At 66.9% G+C, this 21,983-nt stretch carries 16 protein-coding genes; 15 read left to right on the top strand and 1 reads right to left on the bottom strand.

Annotated features, from left to right (window positions below):
• Positions 1-113 precede the first annotated feature (113 nt).
• The 4 genes from J2X67_RS14030 to J2X67_RS14015 all read left to right on the top strand — a co-directional run bounded on the left by J2X67_RS14030 (position 114) and on the right by J2X67_RS14015 (position 6,960).
• The gene (locus J2X67_RS14030; RefSeq protein ID WP_309953881.1) at positions 114-2,411 is read left to right on the top strand and encodes a DUF6351 family protein; all 2,298 of its coding nucleotides are present in this window, start codon (positions 114-116) and stop codon (positions 2,409-2,411) included.
• Positions 2,412-2,483: 72 nt separating this feature from the next.
• Complete coding sequence (locus J2X67_RS14025) at positions 2,484-3,473, top strand: tripartite tricarboxylate transporter substrate-binding protein (RefSeq protein ID WP_309953879.1); 990 nt, start codon at positions 2,484-2,486, stop codon at positions 3,471-3,473.
• A 174-nt stretch (positions 3,474-3,647) separates the two neighbouring features.
• The gene (locus J2X67_RS14020; protein WP_309953877.1) at positions 3,648-5,591 is read left to right on the top strand and encodes an ATP-binding protein; all 1,944 of its coding nucleotides are present in this window, start codon (positions 3,648-3,650) and stop codon (positions 5,589-5,591) included.
• Positions 5,584-6,960 carry a sigma-54 dependent transcriptional regulator gene (locus tag J2X67_RS14015; RefSeq protein WP_309953875.1) on the top strand — a complete coding sequence of 459 codons (1,377 nt, stop codon included), beginning with the start codon at positions 5,584-5,586 and terminating at the stop codon, positions 6,958-6,960. Before J2X67_RS14020 ends, J2X67_RS14015 begins: the two co-directional genes overlap by 8 nt.
• Positions 6,961-6,971: 11 nt before the next feature.
• Here the strand turns inward: J2X67_RS14015 and J2X67_RS14010 are convergent, their stop codons facing one another.
• Positions 6,972-7,895, bottom strand: coding sequence for a LysR family transcriptional regulator (locus tag J2X67_RS14010; protein ID WP_309953873.1), 924 nt, complete (start codon positions 7,893-7,895; stop codon positions 6,972-6,974).
• Positions 7,896-8,027: 132 nt separating this feature from the next.
• Here J2X67_RS14010 and J2X67_RS14005 point away from each other — a divergent pair, with 132 nt between their 5' ends.
• From J2X67_RS14005 to J2X67_RS13955, 11 genes are all read left to right on the top strand, one after another.
• Entirely contained in the window at positions 8,028-10,172 is a 2,145-nt protein-coding gene (locus J2X67_RS14005; RefSeq protein WP_309953871.1) for a 3-hydroxyacyl-CoA dehydrogenase NAD-binding domain-containing protein, read from the top strand.
• A gap of 26 nt (positions 10,173-10,198) precedes the next feature.
• Positions 10,199-11,407, top strand: coding sequence for an acyl-CoA dehydrogenase family protein (locus J2X67_RS14000; protein WP_309953869.1), 1,209 nt, complete (start codon positions 10,199-10,201; stop codon positions 11,405-11,407).
• Positions 11,408-11,420: 13 nt separating this feature from the next.
• Complete coding sequence (locus tag J2X67_RS13995) at positions 11,421-12,563, top strand: acyl-CoA dehydrogenase family protein (protein WP_309953867.1); 1,143 nt, start codon at positions 11,421-11,423, stop codon at positions 12,561-12,563.
• A complete protein-coding gene (locus J2X67_RS13990; protein ID WP_309953865.1) occupies positions 12,560-13,372 on the top strand; it encodes an oxepin-CoA hydrolase, alternative type in 813 nt (270 codons plus the stop codon). Before J2X67_RS13995 ends, J2X67_RS13990 begins: the two co-directional genes overlap by 4 nt.
• Before the next feature lie 76 nt (positions 13,373-13,448).
• Complete coding sequence (locus J2X67_RS13985; protein ID WP_309953863.1) at positions 13,449-14,657, top strand: CaiB/BaiF CoA-transferase family protein; 1,209 nt, start codon at positions 13,449-13,451, stop codon at positions 14,655-14,657.
• Between the two features lie 48 nt (positions 14,658-14,705).
• Positions 14,706-15,704 (top strand): tripartite tricarboxylate transporter substrate binding protein, encoded by a 999-nt coding sequence (locus J2X67_RS13980; protein WP_309953859.1) that lies wholly within the window; start codon positions 14,706-14,708, stop codon positions 15,702-15,704.
• Positions 15,705-15,752: 48 nt separating this feature from the next.
• Positions 15,753-17,696 carry an acyl-CoA synthetase gene (locus tag J2X67_RS13975; protein WP_309953857.1) on the top strand — a complete coding sequence of 648 codons (1,944 nt, stop codon included), beginning with the start codon at positions 15,753-15,755 and terminating at the stop codon, positions 17,694-17,696.
• A gap of 66 nt (positions 17,697-17,762) precedes the next feature.
• A complete protein-coding gene (locus J2X67_RS13970) occupies positions 17,763-18,761 on the top strand; it encodes a tripartite tricarboxylate transporter substrate binding protein (RefSeq protein ID WP_309953856.1) in 999 nt (332 codons plus the stop codon).
• A 114-nt stretch (positions 18,762-18,875) separates the two neighbouring features.
• Positions 18,876-19,454: a TRAP transporter small permease gene (locus tag J2X67_RS13965; protein ID WP_309953854.1), complete on the top strand. Its 579-nt coding sequence runs from the start codon at positions 18,876-18,878 to the stop codon at positions 19,452-19,454.
• Entirely contained in the window at positions 19,451-20,749 is a 1,299-nt protein-coding gene (locus J2X67_RS13960; RefSeq protein ID WP_309953853.1) for a TRAP transporter large permease, read from the top strand. The genes J2X67_RS13965 and J2X67_RS13960 overlap by 4 nt, the downstream gene beginning before the upstream one ends.
• Positions 20,750-20,945: 196 nt before the next feature.
• Entirely contained in the window at positions 20,946-21,983 is a 1,038-nt protein-coding gene (locus tag J2X67_RS13955; RefSeq protein WP_309953852.1) for a DctP family TRAP transporter solute-binding subunit, read from the top strand.

The raw sequence follows: 21,983 nt of genomic DNA, 5'->3' as shown, positions 1-21,983 counted from the left end.
CTTCCCTTCCAGTCCGCACTGACCCCCGCATCGCGCGACGACCCGGCCCTGCCGGGTCGCGCCGCCGCATGCCTGTTTTCTTTTCGCAACCACAACAAGACGGAGACCTGACCATGACTTCCCGGAACACAAGACGCTTTCGCACGACGCCGGCCCGCGCCAGTGCACTGCTGGCCGCGCTGATCCTCACCGCTTGCGGCGGCGGTAGCGGCGGAGGTGGCGGCTTCAGCTTCTTTCCACCCGTTTCCGGTGACCCCGGCACACCGGGCAATCCGGACCCGGGCAATCCCGGCAATCCAGATCCGGGCACGCCGCCAACACCGCCCGAGGCCACGCTCAAGGTCAGCGTGCTCTCTTCCGCGCCGCAGCTAGTGACTGGCGACGATGCGCTGGTCGAGCTCGAACTGATCAAGGAGCGGCCGGCGGACAGCCTTGCCGTGACAGTGGACGGCCGCGACGTTACCGCCGCCTTCGCGCGCAACGCCGCCACCGGCCGCCTGCTGGGCAAGGTCACCGGCCTGAAGGAAGGTGCTAACGAACTGGTCGCAAAGTACGGCGGCTACAGCACCAAGCTCGCGCTCACCGCGTACCCGGTCACCGGCCCGGTCATCTCCGGCCCGCACGAGGAGCCCTTCGTGTGCGGCTACGCCACATTCACGCGCATGGGCGGGCAGGTGCTCAAGTCGCTGGACGACGGCAAGTGCTCGGTGGAGACGCGCGTGGACTACTACTACCGCACCACAGGCGGCGCCAACACCCGCTTTGTGCCCGAGTCGATCACTGCCTACCCGGCCAACATCGCCTACCTCACCATCAACGGCAAGCAAGTGCCCTATGTGGTGCGGCTGGAGAGCGGCACCATCAACCGGGGCCTGTACCAGTCGGCGATCCTGCACGACGTGCTCAATGAGCCACCGCCCTCTCCCACCACGCCCCCGGCCAACTGGAACGGCACGCTGCTCTACCCGCTGGGCGGCGGCTGCCAGGGCGGCTGGTTCCAGCAGGGCAACGACTTCGCCACGCTCATCAACCCGATCTACCAAAGCCGCGGCTTCGCGGTGACGACCTCCACGCTCAACGTCTTCGGCACCAACTGCAACGATCAGCTCTCCTCGGAGACCATTGCGATGGTGAAGGAGCGCTTCATCGAGAACTACGGCCTGCCCGCCCACACCATCGGCACCGGCGGCTCGGGCGGCTCATACCAGAGCCACCAGACGAGCGACAACTACCCGGGCCTGTTCGACGGAGTGGTGGTGAGCCAGGTGTTCGCCGATGTGACTTCCTCCACCATCTTCAAGCTGCACGATTCGCGCGTGCTCAACAACTACTTCAACGATCCGGCCACCACGGCGCTCGCCTATACGGCAGCCGAAAAGCAGGCCATTTCGGGCTACCTGCAGATCGGCAACATTCCCAACATGAGCAACAGTGCGGGCCGCCTCGACCCCACCGTGTCGTTCCCCGCGGGTGTGCCGGCCGACAAGCGCTACAACGCGCTGACCAACCCGACCGGCGCGCGCGCCACGGTGTTCGACCACACCGTGAACGTCTACGGCAAGACCGAGGCCGAGGGCTTCGCGCTGCGCCCGATCGACAACGTGGGCATCCAGTACGGCCTGAACGCGCTCAACGAAGGCAAGCTCGGCATCGACAAGTTCCTCGACCTGAACGAGCGCATAGGCGGCGTGGACCGCGACATGAAGCGCACGGCCACGCGCACCGTGGGCGATACGGACGCGCTGCGCCGCGCCTACCAGTCGGGCCGCATCGTGAGCGGCGGAGGCGGCCTCGCGTCCACGGCCATCATCGACCTGCGCGACTACAACGACGGCAACACCGGCGGCGACATCCACACCAAGATCCATTCGTTCTCGATGCGCGAGCGCCTGCGCCGCGCCAACGGCAACATCGACAACCACGTGATGTGGACCATGGGTGGCGGCACCGCTGCCGCGTACGACGAAATGGTCAAGTGGCTCACCGCCGCGAAAGCCGACACGTCCGACCGGACCAAGGCGCAGAAGATCGCCGCCAATCGCCCGGCCGATCTGCAGGACGCGTGCTGGAACGCGGGCCTGAAGTACACCGAGGAACAGACCGCCTTCGGACCGGGCGCGTGCAACACCTTCTACCCCGCGGGCACCACGCCGCGCATGGCCGCGGGCGGACCGCTCACCGACGACATCGCCAAGTGCCAGCTGAAGCCGCTCAATCCCTCGGACTACAGCGTGACCTTCAACCCGGTGCAGTGGGCGCGTCTGAGCGCGGCCTTCCCCGGGGGTGTCTGCGACTGGACCAAGCCGGGCGTAGGCCAGCAGCCGCTCGCAGGCACCTGGCTGTCGTTCGGGCCTTCGCCGGTGAACCTGCTGTTCGACATCACGAAGAAGCTGGTGTCCAGCTTCATGTAAGCCCTCCGCGGGGACGAAGCGCAGTCCCCGCCTTTTCCCCCTGTCTCCCGGAGTGAACCTTTGAAAGCATCCATGAACAAGCCTCTCGCCCTCGCAGCAATTGCCGCGGTCCTTTGCACCGCCTCACTCGGCCTGCACGCGCAGGACTTTCCCGCGGGCAAGCCGATCACCATCGTCGTGCCCTTCGCAGCCGGCGGCCCCACCGACCGCGTCGCGCGCGACCTTGCCGAGGCGATGCGCAAACCCCTGGACGGCACCAGCATCGTGATCGACAACGCTGCCGGCGCCGGCAGCACCATCGGCAACGCCAAGGTGGCACGCGCGAAGGCGGACGGCTACACGCTGCTGCTCACCCATGTCGGCATGGCGACCACGCCGGTGCTCTATCGCAAGCTCCCCTACAACTACGAGACCGACTTCGAATACCTGGGCATGATCAACGACGTGCCGATGACTGTCATCGGCAAGCCGCAGCTGGAAGCCAACAACTTCAAGCAGCTCCGCGAGTGGATCACGAAGAACGCGGGCAAGACGAACCTGGGCAATGCGGGCATCGGCTCGGCTTCGCACCTGTGCGGCCTGCTGCTGCAAAGCGAACTCAAGGCCGAGATGACCACCGTGCCCTACAAGGGCACCGCACCCGCCATCGCCGACCTGCTGGGTGGGCAGATCGACCTCTTGTGCGACCAGACCACCAACACCACCGGGCAGATCGAGGCCAAGAAGGTCAAGTCCTATGCCGTGACCACGCTCCAGCGCCTGTCCACCCCGGCGCTCAAGGACCTGCCCACGCTGGACGAGTCGGGCCTGAAGAATTTCCAGGTGACGATCTGGCACGGCCTCTACGCGCCCAAGGGCACGCCCGCGCCGGTGCTCAAGAAGATCAACGATGCACTGAAGGCCGCGCTGAAGGACCCGGAGTTCATCAAGAAGGAGGAAGGCCTGGGCGCGGTCGTCGTGGCCGACAAGCGCGTCGAGCCGGCAGAGCACAAGAAGTTCGTGCAGGCCGAGGTCGCGCGCTTCGGCCCGGTCATCAAGGCGGCCGGCGTGTACGCGGACTGAAGCGCCGATGGTGCGGCGCACGGGTGAAGACGGGGGTGGAGGCAGGGCTGGCAACGAGGGTTATTCCGTCTCCGCGCGGCGGGTGGGCCTGACTACGATCGGAGCCCTCTATCGCAGACCGGCGGACCTCCGCTTACCGTTCCCGTGTCAACGCTCCTTGCGGCAGGCCGTGCCATGCTGAAGCTCTCCGCGCCGTACCGGCCCGGCTTTGCCGGATCGCCGGGGGACGTGCGCGACAAGGCCGCGCGCTGGCGCCGCTGGGCGGCCGTCGGCGTCTGGCTTTGCCTGATCGGCGCAGGCGGAGCGCTCGCATACCTTGCGGGCGAGCGCGCCGGCATCCGAACGCTGCAGCAGGGCACGCTGCACCGCCTCGACATCTATTCGACCAGCCTGCGCAGCGAATTGAGCCGCTACGAATACCTGCCGCAGGTGCTGTCGCTGAGCCCCGACGTGCTCGACCTGCTGCGCAGCCCCGACGACAGCAGCCTGCAGTTCAACGCCAACGTGTACCTGGAGACCGTCAATGCGCACGCCCAGGCCTCGGCTCTCTACGTGATGGACGCCAAGGGCCTCACGCTGGCCGCGAGCAACTGGAACCAGCAGGGCAGCTTCGTGGACATGAACTTCTCGTATCGCCCCTACTTCCAGGATGCGGTGCGCGGCGTGCCGGGGCGCTTCTACGGCATCGGCACGGTGAGCCGCGAACCGGGCTACTACTTCTCATTCGGCATTCCCGACGGCGCGCGGCAGCTTGGCGTGGCGACAGTGAAGGTGAACCTGGACAAGCTCGACGCCACCTGGTCGCAGTCGGCCGACAAGGTACTCGCCGTGGACGGCAACGGCGTGGTGTTCCTCTCGTCGGACGCGGGCTGGAAATTTCGCGCGCTGCGCCCGCTTTCCAGCGAGACGCTGCAGCAGCTCGCGCAGACGCGCCAGTACACCGAGGCCGGCTCGCTCACGCCCATCGACATGCGCGAGCACCGGCCGCTGTCGGGCGGCGCCGGCATGGTGGTGCAGCTGAGCCCCGCCGAGGCCGGCCGAGCGCCCGGCCGCGACGCCTTCGGGCCCGACTACCTGCTGGACAGCCGCCCGGTGGACGGCACCGACTGGAAGCTCATCATGCTGTCGGACATGAAGCCGGTGCATGCGCTTGCGCGCACGAGCGCGGTGGCCACGGTGTTCGCGCTCGTCTTCCTTACGCTGCTGGTGCTGTACTTCCAGCAGCGCCGCCGCATCGTGCACCAGCGGCTGGCCGCGCGCGAGGCGCTGCAGGGCGCCTACGACGAACTGGAGCACAAGGTGCAGCTGCGCACCGAGGCGCTGAGCGAGGCCAACCTGCACCTGCAGACCGAGATCGCCGAGCGCAAGCGCGCCGAGGAGATCCTGAAGACCACGCTGGACGATCTCGTGCAGACAGGCAAGATGGCCGTGCTGGGCCAGATGTCCGCGGGCATCACGCACGAGCTCAACCAGCCGCTGGCGGCGCTGCGCACGCTCTCGGCCAATGCGGTGGTGTACCTGGAGCGGGGCGAGGCCTCGCAGGTGGACCTGAACCTGCGCACCATCTGCCAGCTGACCGACCGCATGGGGCAGATCACCGCGCAGCTGAAGAAGTTTGCGCGGCGCTCGGCAGTGGCGATGCGCTCGGTGGCGCTGGCCGACGTGATCGCCGATGCGCTCTTCCTGCTGGACCAGCGCGTCCGCCAGGAACACATCCAGCTGGAGCAGGCCATCGAGCCGCACCTGTACGCGCTATGCGAGGGCAACCGGCTGGAGCAGGTGCTGGTCAATCTGCTGGCCAACGCATTCGACGCCGCCGCGGCCGGCGGAGCGAGCCTGCGGCGCGTGCGCATCGTCGCGCGCAGCTCGCCCGAGGGCGCGACCGTGGAAGTGCACGACAACGGCAACGGCATCGCCATGGAGGTAATGCCGCGCCTGTTCGAGCCCTTCTTCACCACCAAGGAGCAGGGCCTCGGGCTTGGTCTGGGCCTGGCCATTTCCGCGGGCATCGTGCGCGACTTCGGCGGGCTCCTGCGCGCCGGCGAGAGCGAGCTCGGCGGCGCGGCATTCATCGTCACATTGCGCAACGGACCGCGCGGAGCACCCCCCCATGGCTGAAGAAGAACTCGAAGTGCTGTTCGTCGAGGACGACCCCGCGGTGCGCATGGGCAGCACCCAGGCGCTGCAGCTGGCGGGCCTGCGCGTGTCGGGCTTCGGCTCGGCCGAGCAGGTCATGCCGCGCGTGGTGCCCGGCTTTGGCGGCGTGCTGGTAACCGATGTGAAGCTGCCGGGCATGGACGGCGTGGCGCTCCTGTCGCACGCGCTGAAGATCGACCCGACGCTGCCCGTGATCCTGGTAACCGGGCACGGCGACATCACGATGGCGGTACAGGCGATGCGCCTGGGCGCCTACGACTTCATCGAGAAACCCTTCTCGCCCGAACAGCTCACCGAGGTGGTCGAGCGGGCGCTCGAAAAACGCGCGCTGAGCCTGGAGGTGGACCTCTTGCGCCGCAAGCTCGCGAGCTACGAGGCGATCGAGGCCAAGCTCATCGGCCGCTCTTCGGCCATGCAGCGCCTGCGCCGGCTGGTGCTGGACGTGGCCACGACCGATGCCGACGTGCTGATTCTCGGGGAGACCGGCACGGGCAAGGAGCTGGTGGCGCGCTGCCTGCATGACCACGGGCGCCGACGCGAGGGCCATTTTGCGGCCATCAACTGCGGCGGCATGCCCGAGGCGCTCTTCGAGAGCGAGATGTTCGGCCACGAGGCCGGCGCCTTCACCGGCGCGGCCAAGCGGCGCATCGGCAAGATCGAGCATGCGCGCGGCGGCACGCTTTTTCTGGACGAGATCGAGACCATGCCGATGAACCTGCAGGTGAAGATGCTGCGCACGCTGCAGGAACGCCAGTACGAGCGCCTGGGCTCCAATGAGTTGCGGCCGATGGACAGCCGCGTGGTCGCCGCCACCAAGGCCGACCTGCTGGAGGCCGCGCGCGCCAAGACCTTCCGCGACGACCTTTACTACCGCCTGAGCGTGGTGGTGCTGCAGCTGCCGCCGCTGCGCGAGCGCCGCGAGGACATCCCGCTGCTTTTTACCCACTTCGCGATGCAGGCGGCGCTGCGCCACGAGCGGGAGCTGCCGGTGGTCACCCCGCGCCACCTGCAGGAACTGATGGCGCATGCGTGGCCGGGCAACGTACGCGAGTTGCGCAACATTGCCGACCGGTTCGTGCTTGGGCTCTGGGATGGGGATGGAGGCAACCTCAGCACCGCCCAGGGCTCGCGCACGCTCGACGAGCAGATGGCGCAGTTCGAGCGCTACCTGATCCATGAGGCGCTCGAAGCCAGCGGCGGCAGCGCGGCTGCCGCGGCCGAACGGCTGGGCGTGCCGCGCAAGACGCTGTACGACAAGATGCGGCGCCTCGGCCCGCTCGATGCGCCGGTGGACGACGCGGGCGCGCGGCGCGCATTGCGCAGCGCCTGAATCCGAAGCCGCTATTCCTGCGGCCGTTCGAGCGGCTCTGCCGCACCCGGCGCCCTCACACGCTCGAGGATGAAGTCGATAAACGTGCGGATTGCCCGCGTGTGCTGGCGGTTGGGCATGTACAGCATGAACATCTGCGTGCCGAAAATACTCAGGCGCCAGTCGTCCAGCGTGGTTATCACCTCGCCCCTGCGCACGTCGTCCTGCACCACGTAGTCGGGCACCAGGCCGATGCCGAGGCCCGCAAGAATGGCCTGCCGCAGGAACAAAAAGTTTTCTGAAATGAGCGTCGGTTCCAGAATCACCTCGCGCCGGGTCTCGCCCTGGTAGGCCGACACGCGCAGCTCCCGGCCAATGACCGCGGCGGTGACCACCGGCGCACCCTGCAGCTCGTCCAGCTGCACCGGCAGCGCATGCTTCTGCGCGTAGTCGCGCGAGGCGCAGGCCACGTAGCGCACCGGCCCCAGCTCCCGCGCCACCAGGTTCTGCGGAGGCTCGGGCACCACGCGAATCGCAATGTCGACTTCGTCGCGCAGCAGGTCTTCGATGCGGTTTTCGAACACCACGTCCAGCACGATGCCGGGGTATTGGCGCTTGAAGTCGATCAGCCAGTCGGCCATGACCAGCTGGCCGTAGCCGCTTGGCACGCTCAACCGCACGCGGCCCTGCAGGCCTTGGCCCAGCGTGGTGACAGATTCTTTTGCGGCCAGCAGTTCGGCCTGGATGGCAACGCCGTGCTGGTAAAGGCGCAGGCCGATCTCCGTGGGCTCGGCGCGGCGCGTGGTGCGCCGCACCAGCTGGGCGCCGACCGAGCGCTCCAGCTGGTTCAGGTGGTAGCTGACGTTGGCGCGGCTCATCTTGAGGCGGCGCGCCGCCGCGCTCAGGTTGCCCGCGTCAAGGATTTCCACCAGCAAAGTCAGCGATTGGAGGTCCATGCACCGGATTGTGTCAAAAATCCTTTGACAGTCTGTCAACCGCCTATGCAATTGTCAAAGCCGCGCATCGGGCAAAGAATGCTGGGTTCACCCTAGAGCCCCGCAGAGACAAGAGAGAGAGAGAGACAAGACATGGCCACTACCGATTCCAGCCTTCCCGCGTCTTCTTCCAACCCCGTCAGCTTCGAGCGTTCTCCCCAACCGGGCGGCGTGTTCGTGGTGACCATCGACAACCCGCCCGTCAATGCCCTGGGCGTAGACGTGCGCCGAGGCCTGGTGGCCGCCATCGAGGCGGCAGAGGCCGACAGCGCGGCCGCCGCGGTGCTGATCGTGGGCGCGGGCCGCAACTTCATCGCGGGTGCGGACATCCGCGAGTTCGGCAAGACGCCGCAGCCGCCTTCGCTGCCCGAGGTGTGCCTGAAGATCGAAAACTGCACGAAGCCTGTGATTGCCGCCATCCACGGCGCAGCGCTGGGCGGCGGGCTTGAAGTGGCGCTGTCGGCGCACTACCGCCTTGCCGCTCCGTCGGCCAAGCTGGGACTGCCCGAAGTGCAGCTCGGCCTCTTGCCCGGTTCCGGCGGCACGCAGCGCGCGCCGCGCCTGATCGGCGTAAAGCCAGCGCTCGAGCTCATGCTCAGCGGCCGCCACACAGGGGCGAAGGAAGCGCTGTCGCTCGGGCTGGTCGACCGCCTGGGCACCCAGGCCGATGCGCGCGCCGAAGGCCTGGCCTACGCAGAAGAACTGGCCGCGGCCAAGGCCCCGGTGCGCCGCACGCGCGAGGCCGCCGGCCTGGCCGACGCAGAGGCCAGCCGCGCCGCGCTTGAAGCGGCGCGCGCCGACACCGCCAGGAAGAGCCGCGGGCTTTTCTCGCCGATGAAGATCATCGAAGCCGTCGAAGCCGCGCTCACGCTGCCCTTCGACGAAGGCATGGCGCTCGAACGCAAGCTGTTCCTGCAGTGCATCGACAGCCCGCAGCGCGCCGGCCTGATCCACGCCTTCTTCGCCGAGCGCGAAGTGCTGAAGGCACCTGAAACCAAGGCCGCGAAGCCGCGTGCCATCGAATCGGCCGGCATCATCGGCGGCGGCACCATGGGCGCAGGCATTGCGGTGGCCATGCTCGATGCGGGCCTGCCGGTGACCATGATCGAGCGTGATGAGCCCAGTCTTGCGCGCGGCCGCCAGCACGTCGAAAAGGTGTACGACGGCCTGATCGGCAAGGGCCGCATGACGCCCGAGGCCAAGGCGGCCGTGATGGCGCGCTTTTCGGGCTCCACGAGCTACGACGCGCTTGCGCAGGCCGACATCGTGGTTGAAGCCGTGTTCGAAGACATGGGCGTGAAGAAAGCCGTGTTCGCCGAGCTCGACCGCGTGTGCAAGCCCGGCGCGGTGCTGGCCACCAACACCTCGTACCTCGACATCGACGAGATTGCGGCCAGCATCTCGCGCCCGCAGGACGTTGTGGGCCTGCATTTCTTCTCGCCGGCCAACATCATGAAGCTGCTCGAGATCGTGGTGCCCGCCAAGGTGAGCGCCGACGTGGTGGCCACCGGCTTCGAGCTTGCGAAGAAGCTCAAGAAAGTGCCCGTGCGCGCCGGCGTGTGCGACGGCTTCATCGGCAACCGCATCCTGGCGGTGTACCGCCAGGCCGCCGACCACATGATGGAAGACGGCGCCTCGCCCTATCGGATCGACGAGGCGGTGCGCAACTTCGGCTACCCGATGGGGCCGTTCCAGGTGTCCGACCTGGCGGGCGGCGACATCGGCTGGGCCACGCGCAAGCGCAAGGCCGCCACGCGCGACCCCAAGGCGCGCTACGTGCAGATTGCCGACCGCATCTGCGAGCGCGGCTGGTTCGGCCAGAAGACGCAGCGCGGTTATTACCTGTACCCCGAAGGCGCGCGCACCGGCGTGCCCGACCCCGAGGTACTGGCCATCATCGACGCCGAGCGCGAGCGCGCGGGCATCAAGCCGCGCGCCTTCACAGAAGAAGAAATCATGCGCCGCTACATGGCCGCAATGATCAACGAGGGCGCGAACGTGGTGCACCAGCGCATTGCGCTGCGCCCGCTCGACGTGGACGTGACCTTTCTCTACGGCTACGGCTTTCCGCGCCACCGCGGCGGCCCCATGAAGTACGCCGACACCGTGGGCCTGCCCAAGGTGCTGGCCGACATTCGCGAATTTGCGAAGGAAGACCCGTTGTTCTGGCAGCCCTCGCCGCTGCTGGTGGAACTGGTCGCACGCGGCGCGAACTTCGACAGCCTCAACCACGCCTGACCCCTTTCTTTTAAAGAAGCGACGCCATGGACCTGAACTTCACCCCCGAAGAAGAAGCCTTCCGCACGGAAGTGCGCGCCTTTCTGGCCGACAAGCTGCCCGCGCGCCTCTCGGCCAAGGTGAGCGGCGGCAAGATCCTCACCAAGGCCGACATGGAGGAATGGCACGCCATCCTCAACGAGCGCGGCTGGCTCGCCAACCACTGGCCCGAACAGTACGGTGGCCCGGGCTGGACGGCGGTCGAAAAGTTCATCTTCGAGCACGAATGCGCGCTGGCCTTTGCACCGCGCATCGTGCCCTTCGGCGTGAACATGCTCGGGCCGGTGCTCATCAAGTACGGCAACGAGGCGCAAAAGCGCCATTGGCTGCCGCGCATCCTCGACGGCTCCGACTGGTGGTGCCAGGGCTATTCGGAGCCCGGCGCAGGCTCCGACCTGGCGGCGGTAAAGACATCAGCCGTGCGCGGCATCGATGCCCAGGGCGACCACTACATCGTGAACGGCCAGAAGACCTGGACCACGCTCGGCCAGCACGCCAACATGATCTTCTGCCTGGTGCGCACCAACCGCGAGGCGAAGAAGCAGGAAGGCATCAGCTTTCTGCTGATCGACATGACATCGCCCGGCGTGGAAGTGCGCCCGATCATCACGCTGGACGGCGAGCACGAGGTGAACGAGGTGTTCTTCTCCGACGTGCGTGTGCCGGCCGAGAACCTGGTCGGCGAAGAGAACAAGGGCTGGACCTGCGCCAAGTACCTGCTGACCTACGAGCGCACCAACATCGCAGGCGTGGGCTTCTCGGTGGCCGCGCTCGAACAGCTCAAGGGCATTGCGGCCACGCAAACGAAAAACGGCAAGCCGCTGGCGGAAGACCCGGCCTTTGCGGCGCGCATGGCACGTGTCGAAATCGACCTGGAGAACATGAAGACGACCAACCTGCGCGTGATCGCGGCAGTGGCCGGCGGCGGGGTGCCGGGTGCGGAAAGCTCGATGCTGAAGATTCGCGGCACCGAGATCCGGCAGGAAATTTCGTCGCTCGCGCGCCGTGCGATGGGCGTGTACGGCCGGCCCTTCATCGAAGAGGCGCTGCACGACGGCTTCGACGGCGAAACCTTCGGCCCTGCCTACGCATCGGCCGCGGCGGCGCGCTACTTCAACAACCGCAAGCTGTCGATCTTCGGCGGCTCGAATGAAATCCAGAAGAACATCATCAGCAAGATGATCCTCGGGCTGTAAAGGAGACACGCACATGAACTTCGAACACACCGAAGACCGGCGCATGCTCGCCGACAGCCTGAACCGCTTCATCGCCGAGCAGTACGCCTTCGATGCGCGTGACCGCATCGCGAAGTCGGCGCACGGGTTGAGCAAGGAAATCTTTCAGCAGTTCGCAGAACTGGGCGTGATCGGCGCGCTGTTCAGCGAGGCCGACGGCGGCTTCGGCGGCGGCGGCTTCGACATTGCCGTGGTCTTCGAGGCACTGGGCCGCGGCCTGGTTGTCGAGCCGCTGCTGGGCGCGGTCATGGTCGGCGAGGCGCTCAGCGCCGCCGGCAATGCCGCACAGAAAGAAAAGCTCGGCGACATCATCAACGGCGCCATCGTTGCCGCCTTTGCACACGACGAAGCCGGCGCGCACTACGAGCGCACGCATGTCGCCACGCGCGCCGAGCGCAGCGGCGACGGCTGGGTGCTGAGCGGCGCCAAGGCTGCCGTGCCGCACGGCGAGCAGGCCGACGTGTTCCTGGTTTCCGCCCGCACATCCGGCGGCGTGAACGACGAGGCCGGCATCTCGCTGTTCCTGGTGCCCGCGAAGACCACGGGCCTTGCGGTGCGCGGCTGCCCCGCCATCGACGGCGGCCGCGTGGCCGAACTTGCATTCGACGGCGTGAAGCTCGATGCCGATGCACTGCTGGGTAGCGAAGGCCAGGGCCATGCCACGCTGGAGCGTGCCATCGGCCGCGGGGTGCTCGCGCTGTGCGCCGAGGCTGTCGGCGCCATGGAGGCCGCCAAGACCGCCACGCTCGACTACCTGCGCACGCGCAAGCAGTTCGGCACGCTGATCGGCAGCTTTCAGGCGCTGCAGCACCGCATGGCCGACCTGCTGCTCGAGATCGAACAGGCGCGCTCGGCAGTCATCAATGCAGCGGCGGCCATCGACGGCGTCGACCGCGTGGCACGCGAACGTGCGCTCTCGGCCGCCAAGTTCAGCATCGGCCGCATCGGCGCGCTGGTGGCTGAAGAAAGCATCCAGATGCACGGCGGCATCGGCATGACGTGGGAGCTGCCGCTGCCGCACTATGCCAAGCGGCTCGTGATGATCGACCACCAGCTCGGCGACGAAGACCATCATCTGCAGCGCTACATCGCGCTTGGCAAGGAGACCGCGCAATGAGCGACAAGACCGTTCTCATCAGCCAGCAGGGCGCCGTTCGCATCCTGACCAACAGCAACCCCGGTGCGCGCAACGCGATCACGCCAACGCTGTATGCGGAGCTGAGCGCCGCGCTCGACGACGCGCAAGGCGACCCGGAAGTCGGCGCCATCGTCTTCACCGGCGCGGGCGATTTTTTCTGCTCGGGCGGCGACCTCAACCTGCTGGCCAAGCGCCGCGAACTGCCCGCCTCGGAACGCCGCGAAAAGCTCGAGGGCCTGCACGACCTGATCCGCGCCATCCGCGATTGCGGCAAGCCCGTCATTGCTGCCGTCGAAGGCGGTGCAGCGGGCGCGGGCCTCTCGATGGCGCTGGCCTGCGACATGCTGGTGTCGGCGCGCGATGCGTTCTACACGGTCGCCTACGTCAAGGTGGGTCTCACGCCCGACGGCGGCGCCACGGCTTTCCTGTCGGAGTTCGTCTCGCGCCAGGTGCTCACCGAAATGTGCCTGACCGGCGACCGCATGACGGCCGAGCGCCTGCATGCGCTGGGTGCCGTCAACCGCCTCACCGACAAGGGCGCCGCGCTGGCCGAGGCCGTTGCGCTGGCTGCCAAGGTGGCCAACGGCCCGCAGCGCGCGAGCGCACGCATCAAGACGCTGTGCCGCCAGGCTCACCGGGCCACGCTCGAAGAACAGCTCGACGCCGAGGCCGTGTACATGGTCGAGTCGCAAGCCGACGCCGAAGCGGCTGAAGGCATTGGCGCCTTTCTTGGCAAGCGCACGGCAGATTTCACGGCGCTGCGCCGAAAGAAGCCCAACCCTTCCTGACGCCGCCAGCCGCATTCACCCCACATCACGCCTCGCACTCGCTGCGGGGCTTTCTCGTTTCAAGGGAGTTGCTCTCATGCCAATGCTGAATTCCTCGCTGCCGCTTGCCGGCGTGCGCGTTCTCGATCTGTCCCGCATTCTTGCGGGCCCCTGGTGCGGCATGGTGCTGGCCGACATGGGCGCCGAAGTCATCAAGGTCGAGCACCCGGGCCGCGGCGACGACACGCGCGACTGGGGCCTGCGTGTCGGCAACACCGAGACGGCCTACTTCAACAGCGTGAACCGCAACAAGCGTTCGGTCACGCTCGACCTGCAAACGCCCGAAGGCCAGCAGATTGCGCGCGACCTTGCCAGGCAGTGCGATGTGGTGATCCAGAACTTCAAGTTCGGCGGCATCGACAAGCTGGGCCTCGGCTACGAACAGCTCAGCAAGGAAAACCCCGGGCTCATCTACTGCTCGATCTCGGGCTACGACCGCACCGGCCCCGAGGCCGCACGACCGGGCTACGACCTGGTGGTGCAGGGCGAGGCGGGCCTGATGGCGCTGAACGGCGAAGCCAACCAGCCGCCGCTGAAGTTTGGCGTGGCGGTGGTCGACCTGTTCACCGGCATGTACTCGGCACAAGCCGTGCTGGCTGCGCTGTACCAGCGCGAAAAAACCGGCAAGGGCCGCCACGTGGAAATGGCGCTGTTCGACTGCGGCCTGATGATCACCGCCTACTACGGCCTCGAAGCTCTGCTGATGGGCGAAGACCCGCCGCGCTATGGCAACTCGCATCCGTCCATCGTGCCCTACGGCGTATTCGACGCGGCCGATGGTCCGCTGGTGATTACCGTGGGCAACAACGCCCAGTTCTCGCGCTTTTGCACCGACGTGCTCGAGCGGCCCGACCTGGCGGCGGACGAACGCTTCAAGACCAACATCCTGCGTTCGGCAAACCGCGCGGTGCTGCTGCCCGAACTGCACGCCGAACTGGCCAAGCGCCAGCGCGCCGACCTGCTCGAAAAGCTCACGCAGTCGGGCATTCCGTGCGGCGAGGTGCTGGGCCTGCTCGAGGCGCTCAACTCCAAACGCGCGACCGACGCGGGCCTTGTCACCGAGCAGCCGCATCCGGTGGCCGGCAAGGTCAACGTGCTTGCACCGCCCTACCGCTTCGACGGCGAGCGCCTGCCGGTGCGCAGCGCGCCGCCGCAACTGGGCGAAGCCACGCACGAGGTGCTGCAGTCGCTGCTCGGCCTTTCGGACGACAAGCTCGCGCAACTTAAATCGAACGGCGTTCTCTGAAGACGCTCTTTCCTTTTCCCTCTCTCTCTCCGATTCCCTGAAGAAGTCATGGCATTTCCTTTCTCTCGTTCCCTTCGCAATCCCGCGCGCCGCGTGCTCATCGCGCTGGCCCTTCCACTGGTGGCAGGCGCCGCCTTCGCGCAAGCCTGGCCGGCCAAGCCGATCACGGTGGTCGTGCCCTTTCCGCCCGGCGGGCCGACCGACGTGGCCACGCGCATCGTGGCGCAGAAGATGTCGCAGGGCCTGAAGCAGAACATCCTCATCGACAACCGCAGCGGCGCATCGGGCACCATCGGCGCGGCTGCTGCCGCCAAGGCTGCACCCGACGGCTACACCTTCGTGATGCTGGCCACGCCCACGCTGCTGGCGGCGCACCTGTACGGCCAGACGCCCTACGACATCTTCAAGAGCTTCACGCCCGTGGGCACGGTGTATGACCTGCCGATCGTGATGGTGGTCAATCCGAAGTCGCTGCCCGAAGTCACCGGCCTGCAAGGCCTGATTGCCAAGGCCAAGGCCGAAGGCGGCAAGCTCAACTACACGACGGCGGGCGCCGGCAGCTTCGGCCACCTGACGACCGAGCAGCTCAAGAACATCGGCAAGTTCGACATGCAGCACGTGCCCTACCGCGGCAGCGCGCCGGCCGTGACGGACCTGATCGGCGGGCAGGTGCCGGCCATGTTCTCGGACCTGGTGGCGGTAATGCCGCACATCCGCGCCGGCACGCTGCGCGCCATTGCGGTCGGTTCGGGCAAGCGCGTGAGCCTGCTGCCCGACGTGAAGACGGTGGCCGAGCAGGGCTTTCCGGGCTTCGACGCAACCTCGTGGGGCGGCCTCCTGGCGCCGGCGGGCACGCCCAAGGACGTGGTCGACCGCATGAGCGCCGAACTGAAGGCAGCACTGGCCGACAAGGAAGTGCAGGACAAGCTCGAAAGCGTCGGCTCCTTTGCGGCCTACGGCACGCCCGGGCAGACGGGCACGCGCATGCACCAGGATTTCGAGCGCTGGGGCAAGGTCATTCGCGACAACAAGATCACGAACCAGTAAAACAGCGCTTCGCAAGCGGCCGGCAAGAGACAACATCAGGAGACACGCATGGCAGACAGCAACAAGATGAAGGTGGCCGGCGAGCCGTTCCGCCCCCAGTTTCCGGTGCGCAGCCTCGCGGATATCCGGCGGTTGGAGGAAACGCCGCTGGAGCAGGCGCTGACGGTGCGCAGCACCTACGAGATCTTTCGCAACGCGGGCGCGGCCTTCGGCGGCAAGACGGCGCTCACCTTTCTTCGCACCGGCAACCCGGCCGACGAGCCGATCCGCTGGTCGTACGCCGACTTGCTCGCGGGCATCCACCAGACCGCGAACATGCTGCATGCGCTGGGGGTGGGTCCGCAGGACGCGGTGGCGGTGCTGCTGCCAGGGTGCCTTGAATATCACCTGGCGCTCTGGGGCGGCGAGGCTGCGGGCATCGTGCAGCCGCTCAACCCGCTGCTCACCGACGAGAAGCTGGTAGCGCTGATGACCGCAGGCCGCGCCAGGGTGCTGATCGCCTATGGCTCGGACAGCGAATCGGGCATGTGGTCGAAGGCCATGCGGCTGCGCAGCCAGGTGCCCACACTCACCACGGTGCTGCGCGTGGCGCCGCACGACGAGGCGCCGGGCGCCGCGGGCGCATTGCCCGACGGCGTCGCAGATTTCAACGCGCTGCGCGCCGCGCAGCCTCCGGACCGCCTTGTGAGCGGCCGCGACATTGCGCCCACCGACATTGCCGCCTACTTTCACACCGGCGGTACCACCGGCGCACCCAAGCTTGCGCGCCACAGCCACGGCGCGCAGGTGTTCACCGCCTGGGCCAGCGTTCAGGTCGCGGGCATGAACGACCAGGGCATTTCGATCAACGGCTATCCGCTGTTCCATGTGGCGGGCGTGCTGCCGGCTTCGCTGGCGTCGCTCTCGGCCGGGGTGGAAGTGATCATTCCGACCACCTCGCTGCTGCGCAACAAGGAGGTGCTTGCCAACTACTGGAAGCTGGTTGAAAAATACCGGCCGACCTCGCTCTCGGCCGTGCCCACGGTGCTGGCCGCATTGGCGAATGTGCCGCTGGACGGCGCCGATATTTCATCGATCGGCTACTGCCGCACGGGCGCTGCCGTGCTCTCGCCGGAACTGGCCGCGCGCTTCGAACGGCTGTTCGGCCTGCATGTGCATGAGAGCCTGGGCATGACGGAGATGGCCGGCATTTCGACCATCACCCCGCCGGGCGTGAACGGGCCTGCCGGCTGCGTCGGTTTTCCGCTGCCCTACATGCAGATGCGCATCGTGGCGCTCGACGAAAGCGGCAACGCCAGCGACCGCGACCTGCCGCCGGGCGAGCAGGGCATGGTGCTGTTCAAGGCGCCCAACCTGTTCTCGGGCTTTGTCGACCCGGCGGACAACGCCAAGGCCTTTACCGCAGACGGCTGGCTTGCGACGGGCGACCTGGGCTGGATCGACGGCGAAGGGCGGCTCAACCTGAGCGGCCGTTCGAAGGACCTGATCATCCGCAGCGGCCACAACATCGACCCCAAGGTGATCGAAGACGCACTGGGCGCGCATCCGGCGGTGCAGCTGTGCGCGGCAGTGGGTGCACCCGATGCGTACGCGGGCGAGCTGCCGGTGGTGTTTGCAACGCTGGTGCCGGGGGCATCGGCCACCGACGAAGAACTGCTGGCCTTTACCGCCGCGCGCGTCGACGAAGCGCCCGCCAAGCCCAAGTCGGTGATCGTCATCGAGAACATGCCGATGACCAACGTCGGCAAGATCTACAAGCCCGAGTTGCGCGCAATGGCGGCGAGCCGCGTGGTGGCTGCGGCCGTCGAACAGGTGTGCAGCGAGCTTGGCGTCGACGCAGGAGCCATGCCGCGCGTCGCCCATGAGGGAGAGCGCCTGGTGCAGGTGCGCATCGAGGCCGCTGCCGCAGGTGCGCTTGCAGCGCCGCTGCGGGAGCGGATCGAAGCAGCGCTGGCGCCGCTGCCGTTCAAGACCCAGGTGCTCACCGAATAGCCCTGCATCCATCTGGCTGGCGGCACGCACATAAAAAACAAATCAACCACCGGAGACATCGAGAACATGAACAACGCCACATTCACCACCCGCCGTGCCCTGCACGGCCTTGCCCTTGCGTCGCTGGCGCTCACGGCCACCACCGCCGGCTGGGCGCAGACCTATCCGAGCAAGCCGATCCGCATGGTGGTGCCCTTTGCCCCGGGCGGCGCAACCGACGTGCTGGCCCGCCTGGTGGGCGAGAAGATGGCTGCCGGGCTGGGCCAGCCCGTCATCATCGACAACAAGCCCGGGGCCGCCGGCATCATCGGCACCGACGCCGTGGCCAAGGCGCCGCCCGACGGCTACACGCTGGTGCTGGCGCTGAGCAACTCGCTGCTGACCAACCAGTTTCTCTACCAGAAGCTGCCCTACGACACGCAGCGCGACCTCACGCTGGTCTACCAGATTGCCACCGCCCCGCTGGTGCTGGTGGTGCACCCGAGCGTGCCGGTGAAGAACGGGCCCGAGCTCCTGAAGTACGTGGCGGCCAACAAGGGCAAGGTGGCCTACGGCTCGTACGGCGTGGGCGCGTATCCGCACCTGGCCGGCGCGCACATGAGCCTCACGCAGAAGGCCGAAATGAACCACGTGGCCTACAAGGGCGAGGCGCCGATGCTGCAAGACCTGATTGGCGGCCAGATCCAGATGGCCTTTGCCAGCGCGCTGGTGGCCAAGCCGCACATCGAGGCGGGCAAGCTCAGGGCCGTGGGCGTGAGCGGCGAGCGCCGCATGGCCACGCTGCCCGACGTGCCGACGCTGGCCGAGCAAGGGCTGGGCGACGAGGCCTACCGCGTGGCGGGCTGGCTTGCCATTGCCATGCCGGCCGGCACGCCCAAGCCCATCGTGCAGCGCATTGCCGAAGAAGTGGGCAAGGCCACGCGCCAGCCCGACGTGCAGGCGCGCGTGGCGGCCATGGGCTTCGACCTGAAGGAGAGCTCGCCGGAGGCCTTTACCGCCGTGTACAAGAAGGAAAGCCCGATCTGGGAGCGCCTGATCAAGGATTCGGGCGCCAAGCTCGAATAGCCCTTCTCGAGAGGGCCAGAGGGGGCGGAACAGGGGGCCGCAGCTTAGGAAAACCCCAATGAACGGATGGACATGGATCGTTACCATCCATAGCTGCTTTCCCCCTCCCTTTCGATGACCACTCCCAACGAGTCCGGCCCTTTGCTGGACGCCGCCAGCCCCCTCCCCCCAGACATCGAAGCCGCCGACGAGCCCACCAAGGTGCCGCTCGCCATCGAAGACTGGCTCACCGTCATCATCATGGGCGCGCTGGCGCTCATTACCTTCGCCAACGTGCTGGTGCGCTACTTCACCGACTCTTCGTTTGCCTGGACGGAGGAGTTCTCGGTCTTTCTCATGATCATGCTGGCGCTGGTGGCCGGCTCGGCCGCGGTGGCGCGCGACCGGCATATCCGCATCGAATATTTCTCGGAGAGCGGCTCCATGGCGCGGCGCAAGCGCCTTGCGCAGTTCGGCGCGCTCATGATCGCCATTCTGTTCACGCTGATCGGCGCCCTCAGCATCCGCATGGTGTGGGACGACTACCGGTTCGACGAAACCACGCCGGGCATTGGCCTGCCGGCCTGGTGGTATTCGATGTGGCTTCCCATCGTGTCATTTGGCATTGCGCTGCGCGCGGTGGGCCTGATGATCCGCCGCGGCCGCAAGGACTACGCCCCCGAGCAAGACCGCAAAAAAGGCGACGCATCGTGATCGCCACCCTGCTCTTCGTCGCCTTCGTCGCGATGATGCTGGTGGGCGTGCCCATCGGTGCCGCGCTGGGCCTGGCCGGCGCCGCCTGCATTGCGCTGGCCAACAGCGACGCCCAGTGGTTCGGTTTGCTGGCCGTGCCGCAAAACTTCTATGCCGGCCTTGGCAAATATCCGCTGCTGGCCATTCCGATGTTCGTGCTGGTGGGCTCCATCTTCGACCGCTCGGGCGTGGCGCTGCGGCTCGTCAACTTTGCGGTCGCCATCGTCGGCCGCGGCCCGGGCATGCTGCCGCTGGTGGCCATTGCAGTGGCCATGTTCCTCGGCGGCATCTCGGGCTCCGGCCCCGCCAACGCCGCCGCCGTGGGCGCCGTGATGATCGCGGCCATGTCTCGCGCGGGCTACCCGGCAGCCTTCTCGGCCAGCGTGGTGGGTGCCGCTGCGGCCACCGACATCCTGATTCCGCCCTCGGTCGCGTTCATCGTGTACTCGGTGCTGGTGCCTGGCGCCTCGGTGCCGGCGCTGTTTGCAGCCGGCATGATCCCGGGTGTGATGGCCGGCCTGGCGCTGATGATTCCGGCCGTGCTGCTGGCCCGCCAGCACAAGATGGGCGCACTCGAATCGACGTTGCCGCGCCCACCGTTCTGGAAGAGTTTTCGCGAAGCGGTCTGGGGCCTGGCAGCGCCGGTGCTCATTCTGGGTGGCATGCGCGCGGGCTGGTTCACGCCCACCGAAGCAGCGGTGGTGGCGGTGTTCTACGGGCTGTTCGTGGGCATGTGCATTCACCGGACGATCAAGGTGCGCGACCTGTTCGTGATCTTGCGCGAATCGGGTGAGCTGTCGGCTGTGATCCTGTTGGTGGTGTCGCTTGCGGGCATCTTCGCGTATTCGCTTTCGACGCTGGGCATCATCGACCCGGTGACGCGCGCCATCGTCAATTCGGGCCTGGGCGAATACGGCATCCTGGCGTTGCTGATCCTGCTCTTGATCACGGTCGGCATGTTCCTGGACGGCGTGTCGATCTTCCTCATATTCGTGCCGCTGCTGCTGCCCATCGTGCAGTACTACAAGTGGGATCCGGTGTGGTTCGGCGTGATCCTCACCCTGAAGGTTGCATTGGGCCAGTTCACGCCGCCGCTCGCGGTCAACCTGATGGTGTCGTGCCGTATTGCCAAGGTGCGCATGGAAGAAACCGTGCGGTGGGTCGGCTGGATGCTGTTCTCGATGTTCGTCGTGATGGTGCTGGTGATCGCTTTCCCGGAACTTGCGTTGTGGTTGCCTCGGAAGCTGGGGTACTGAGATGGGGCCGCGTGCTGAGGCAGTAGTGCTCGTTCCTCGCGCGGTCAGTTCGAGGGGCGCAGCCCCGGGGGACATTCGCGGAGGGGAGTACCCGGTGGCCTTTGCACCAGCCCTGAACAACAGCGCCAAAACATCAGCAAACGTTCCCATAAAACATCCACCACTTAGTTGTGTTCAGAAAACAAGGAGACCTCTCATGAAATTCCGCCGCACCCTCTTGGGCCTTGCCGCCGTAGCCACCGCCCTGGGCATGTTCTCGACCGGCGCCATGGCGCAGGCCGCCTACAAGCCCGAATACAAGATGTCCCTCGTGCTCGGCCCGCCCACGCCTTGGGGCCAGGCCGGAAAGATCTGGGCCGACCTCGTGAAGGAGCGTACCCAGGGCCGCATCAACATCAAGCTCTACCCCGGTGTTTCGCTCATCCAGGGCGACCAGACCCGCGAGTTCAGCGCGCTGCGCCAGGGCGTCATCGACATGGCCGTGGGCTCGACCATCAACTGGTCGCCGCAAGTCAAGCAGCTCAACCTCTTCTCCATGCCCTTCCTGATGCCCGACTACGCGGCCATCGATGCGCTCACGCAGGGCGAAGTCGGCAAGGACATGTTCAAGACCCTCGACAAGGCCGGTGTGGTGCCCCTTGCCTGGGGTGAAAACGGCTACCGCGAAATCACCAACTCCAAGAAGCCGATCAAGTCGCCTGAAGATCTGAAGGGCATGAAGATCCGCGTCGTCGGCTCGCCGATCTACTCCGACATGTTCACCGCGCTCGGCGCCAACCCCACGCAGATGAGCTGGGCCGATGCGCAGCCCGCGCTTGCCAGCGGCGCGGTCGACGGGCAGGAGAACCCGCTCTTCCTGTTCACCGTGCTCAAGATGCAGAACGTGGGCCAGAAGTTCGTCACCACCTGGGGCTACGTTGCCGACCCGCTGGTCTTCGTCGTCAACAAGGAAATCTGGGCTTCGTGGACCCCGGCCGACCAGGCCATCGTTCGCCAGGCCGCCATCGATGCCGGCCAACAAGAGATTGCCATTGCGCGCAAGGGCCTTGTCGAAGCCGACAAGCCCGTGCTGAAGGACATTGCCGCCATGGGCGTGACCGTGACCCAGCTCTCGCCCGCCGAGCGCGAAGCCTTTGTGAAGGCCACGCGGCCCGTGTACGAAAAGTGGAAGGGCACCGTGGGCGCAGACCTCGTGGCGAAGGCCGAGAAGGCCATCGCAGCACGCAAGAAGTAA

Origin of the sequence: Variovorax sp. 3319, from assembly GCF_031456585.1 — a bacterium.
Classification (GTDB): Bacteria; Pseudomonadota; Gammaproteobacteria; order Burkholderiales; family Burkholderiaceae_C; genus Variovorax; species Variovorax paradoxus_P.
The sequence above is the reverse complement of the archived record's forward strand: the minus strand, read 5'-3'. Positions and strand labels throughout refer to the sequence as shown.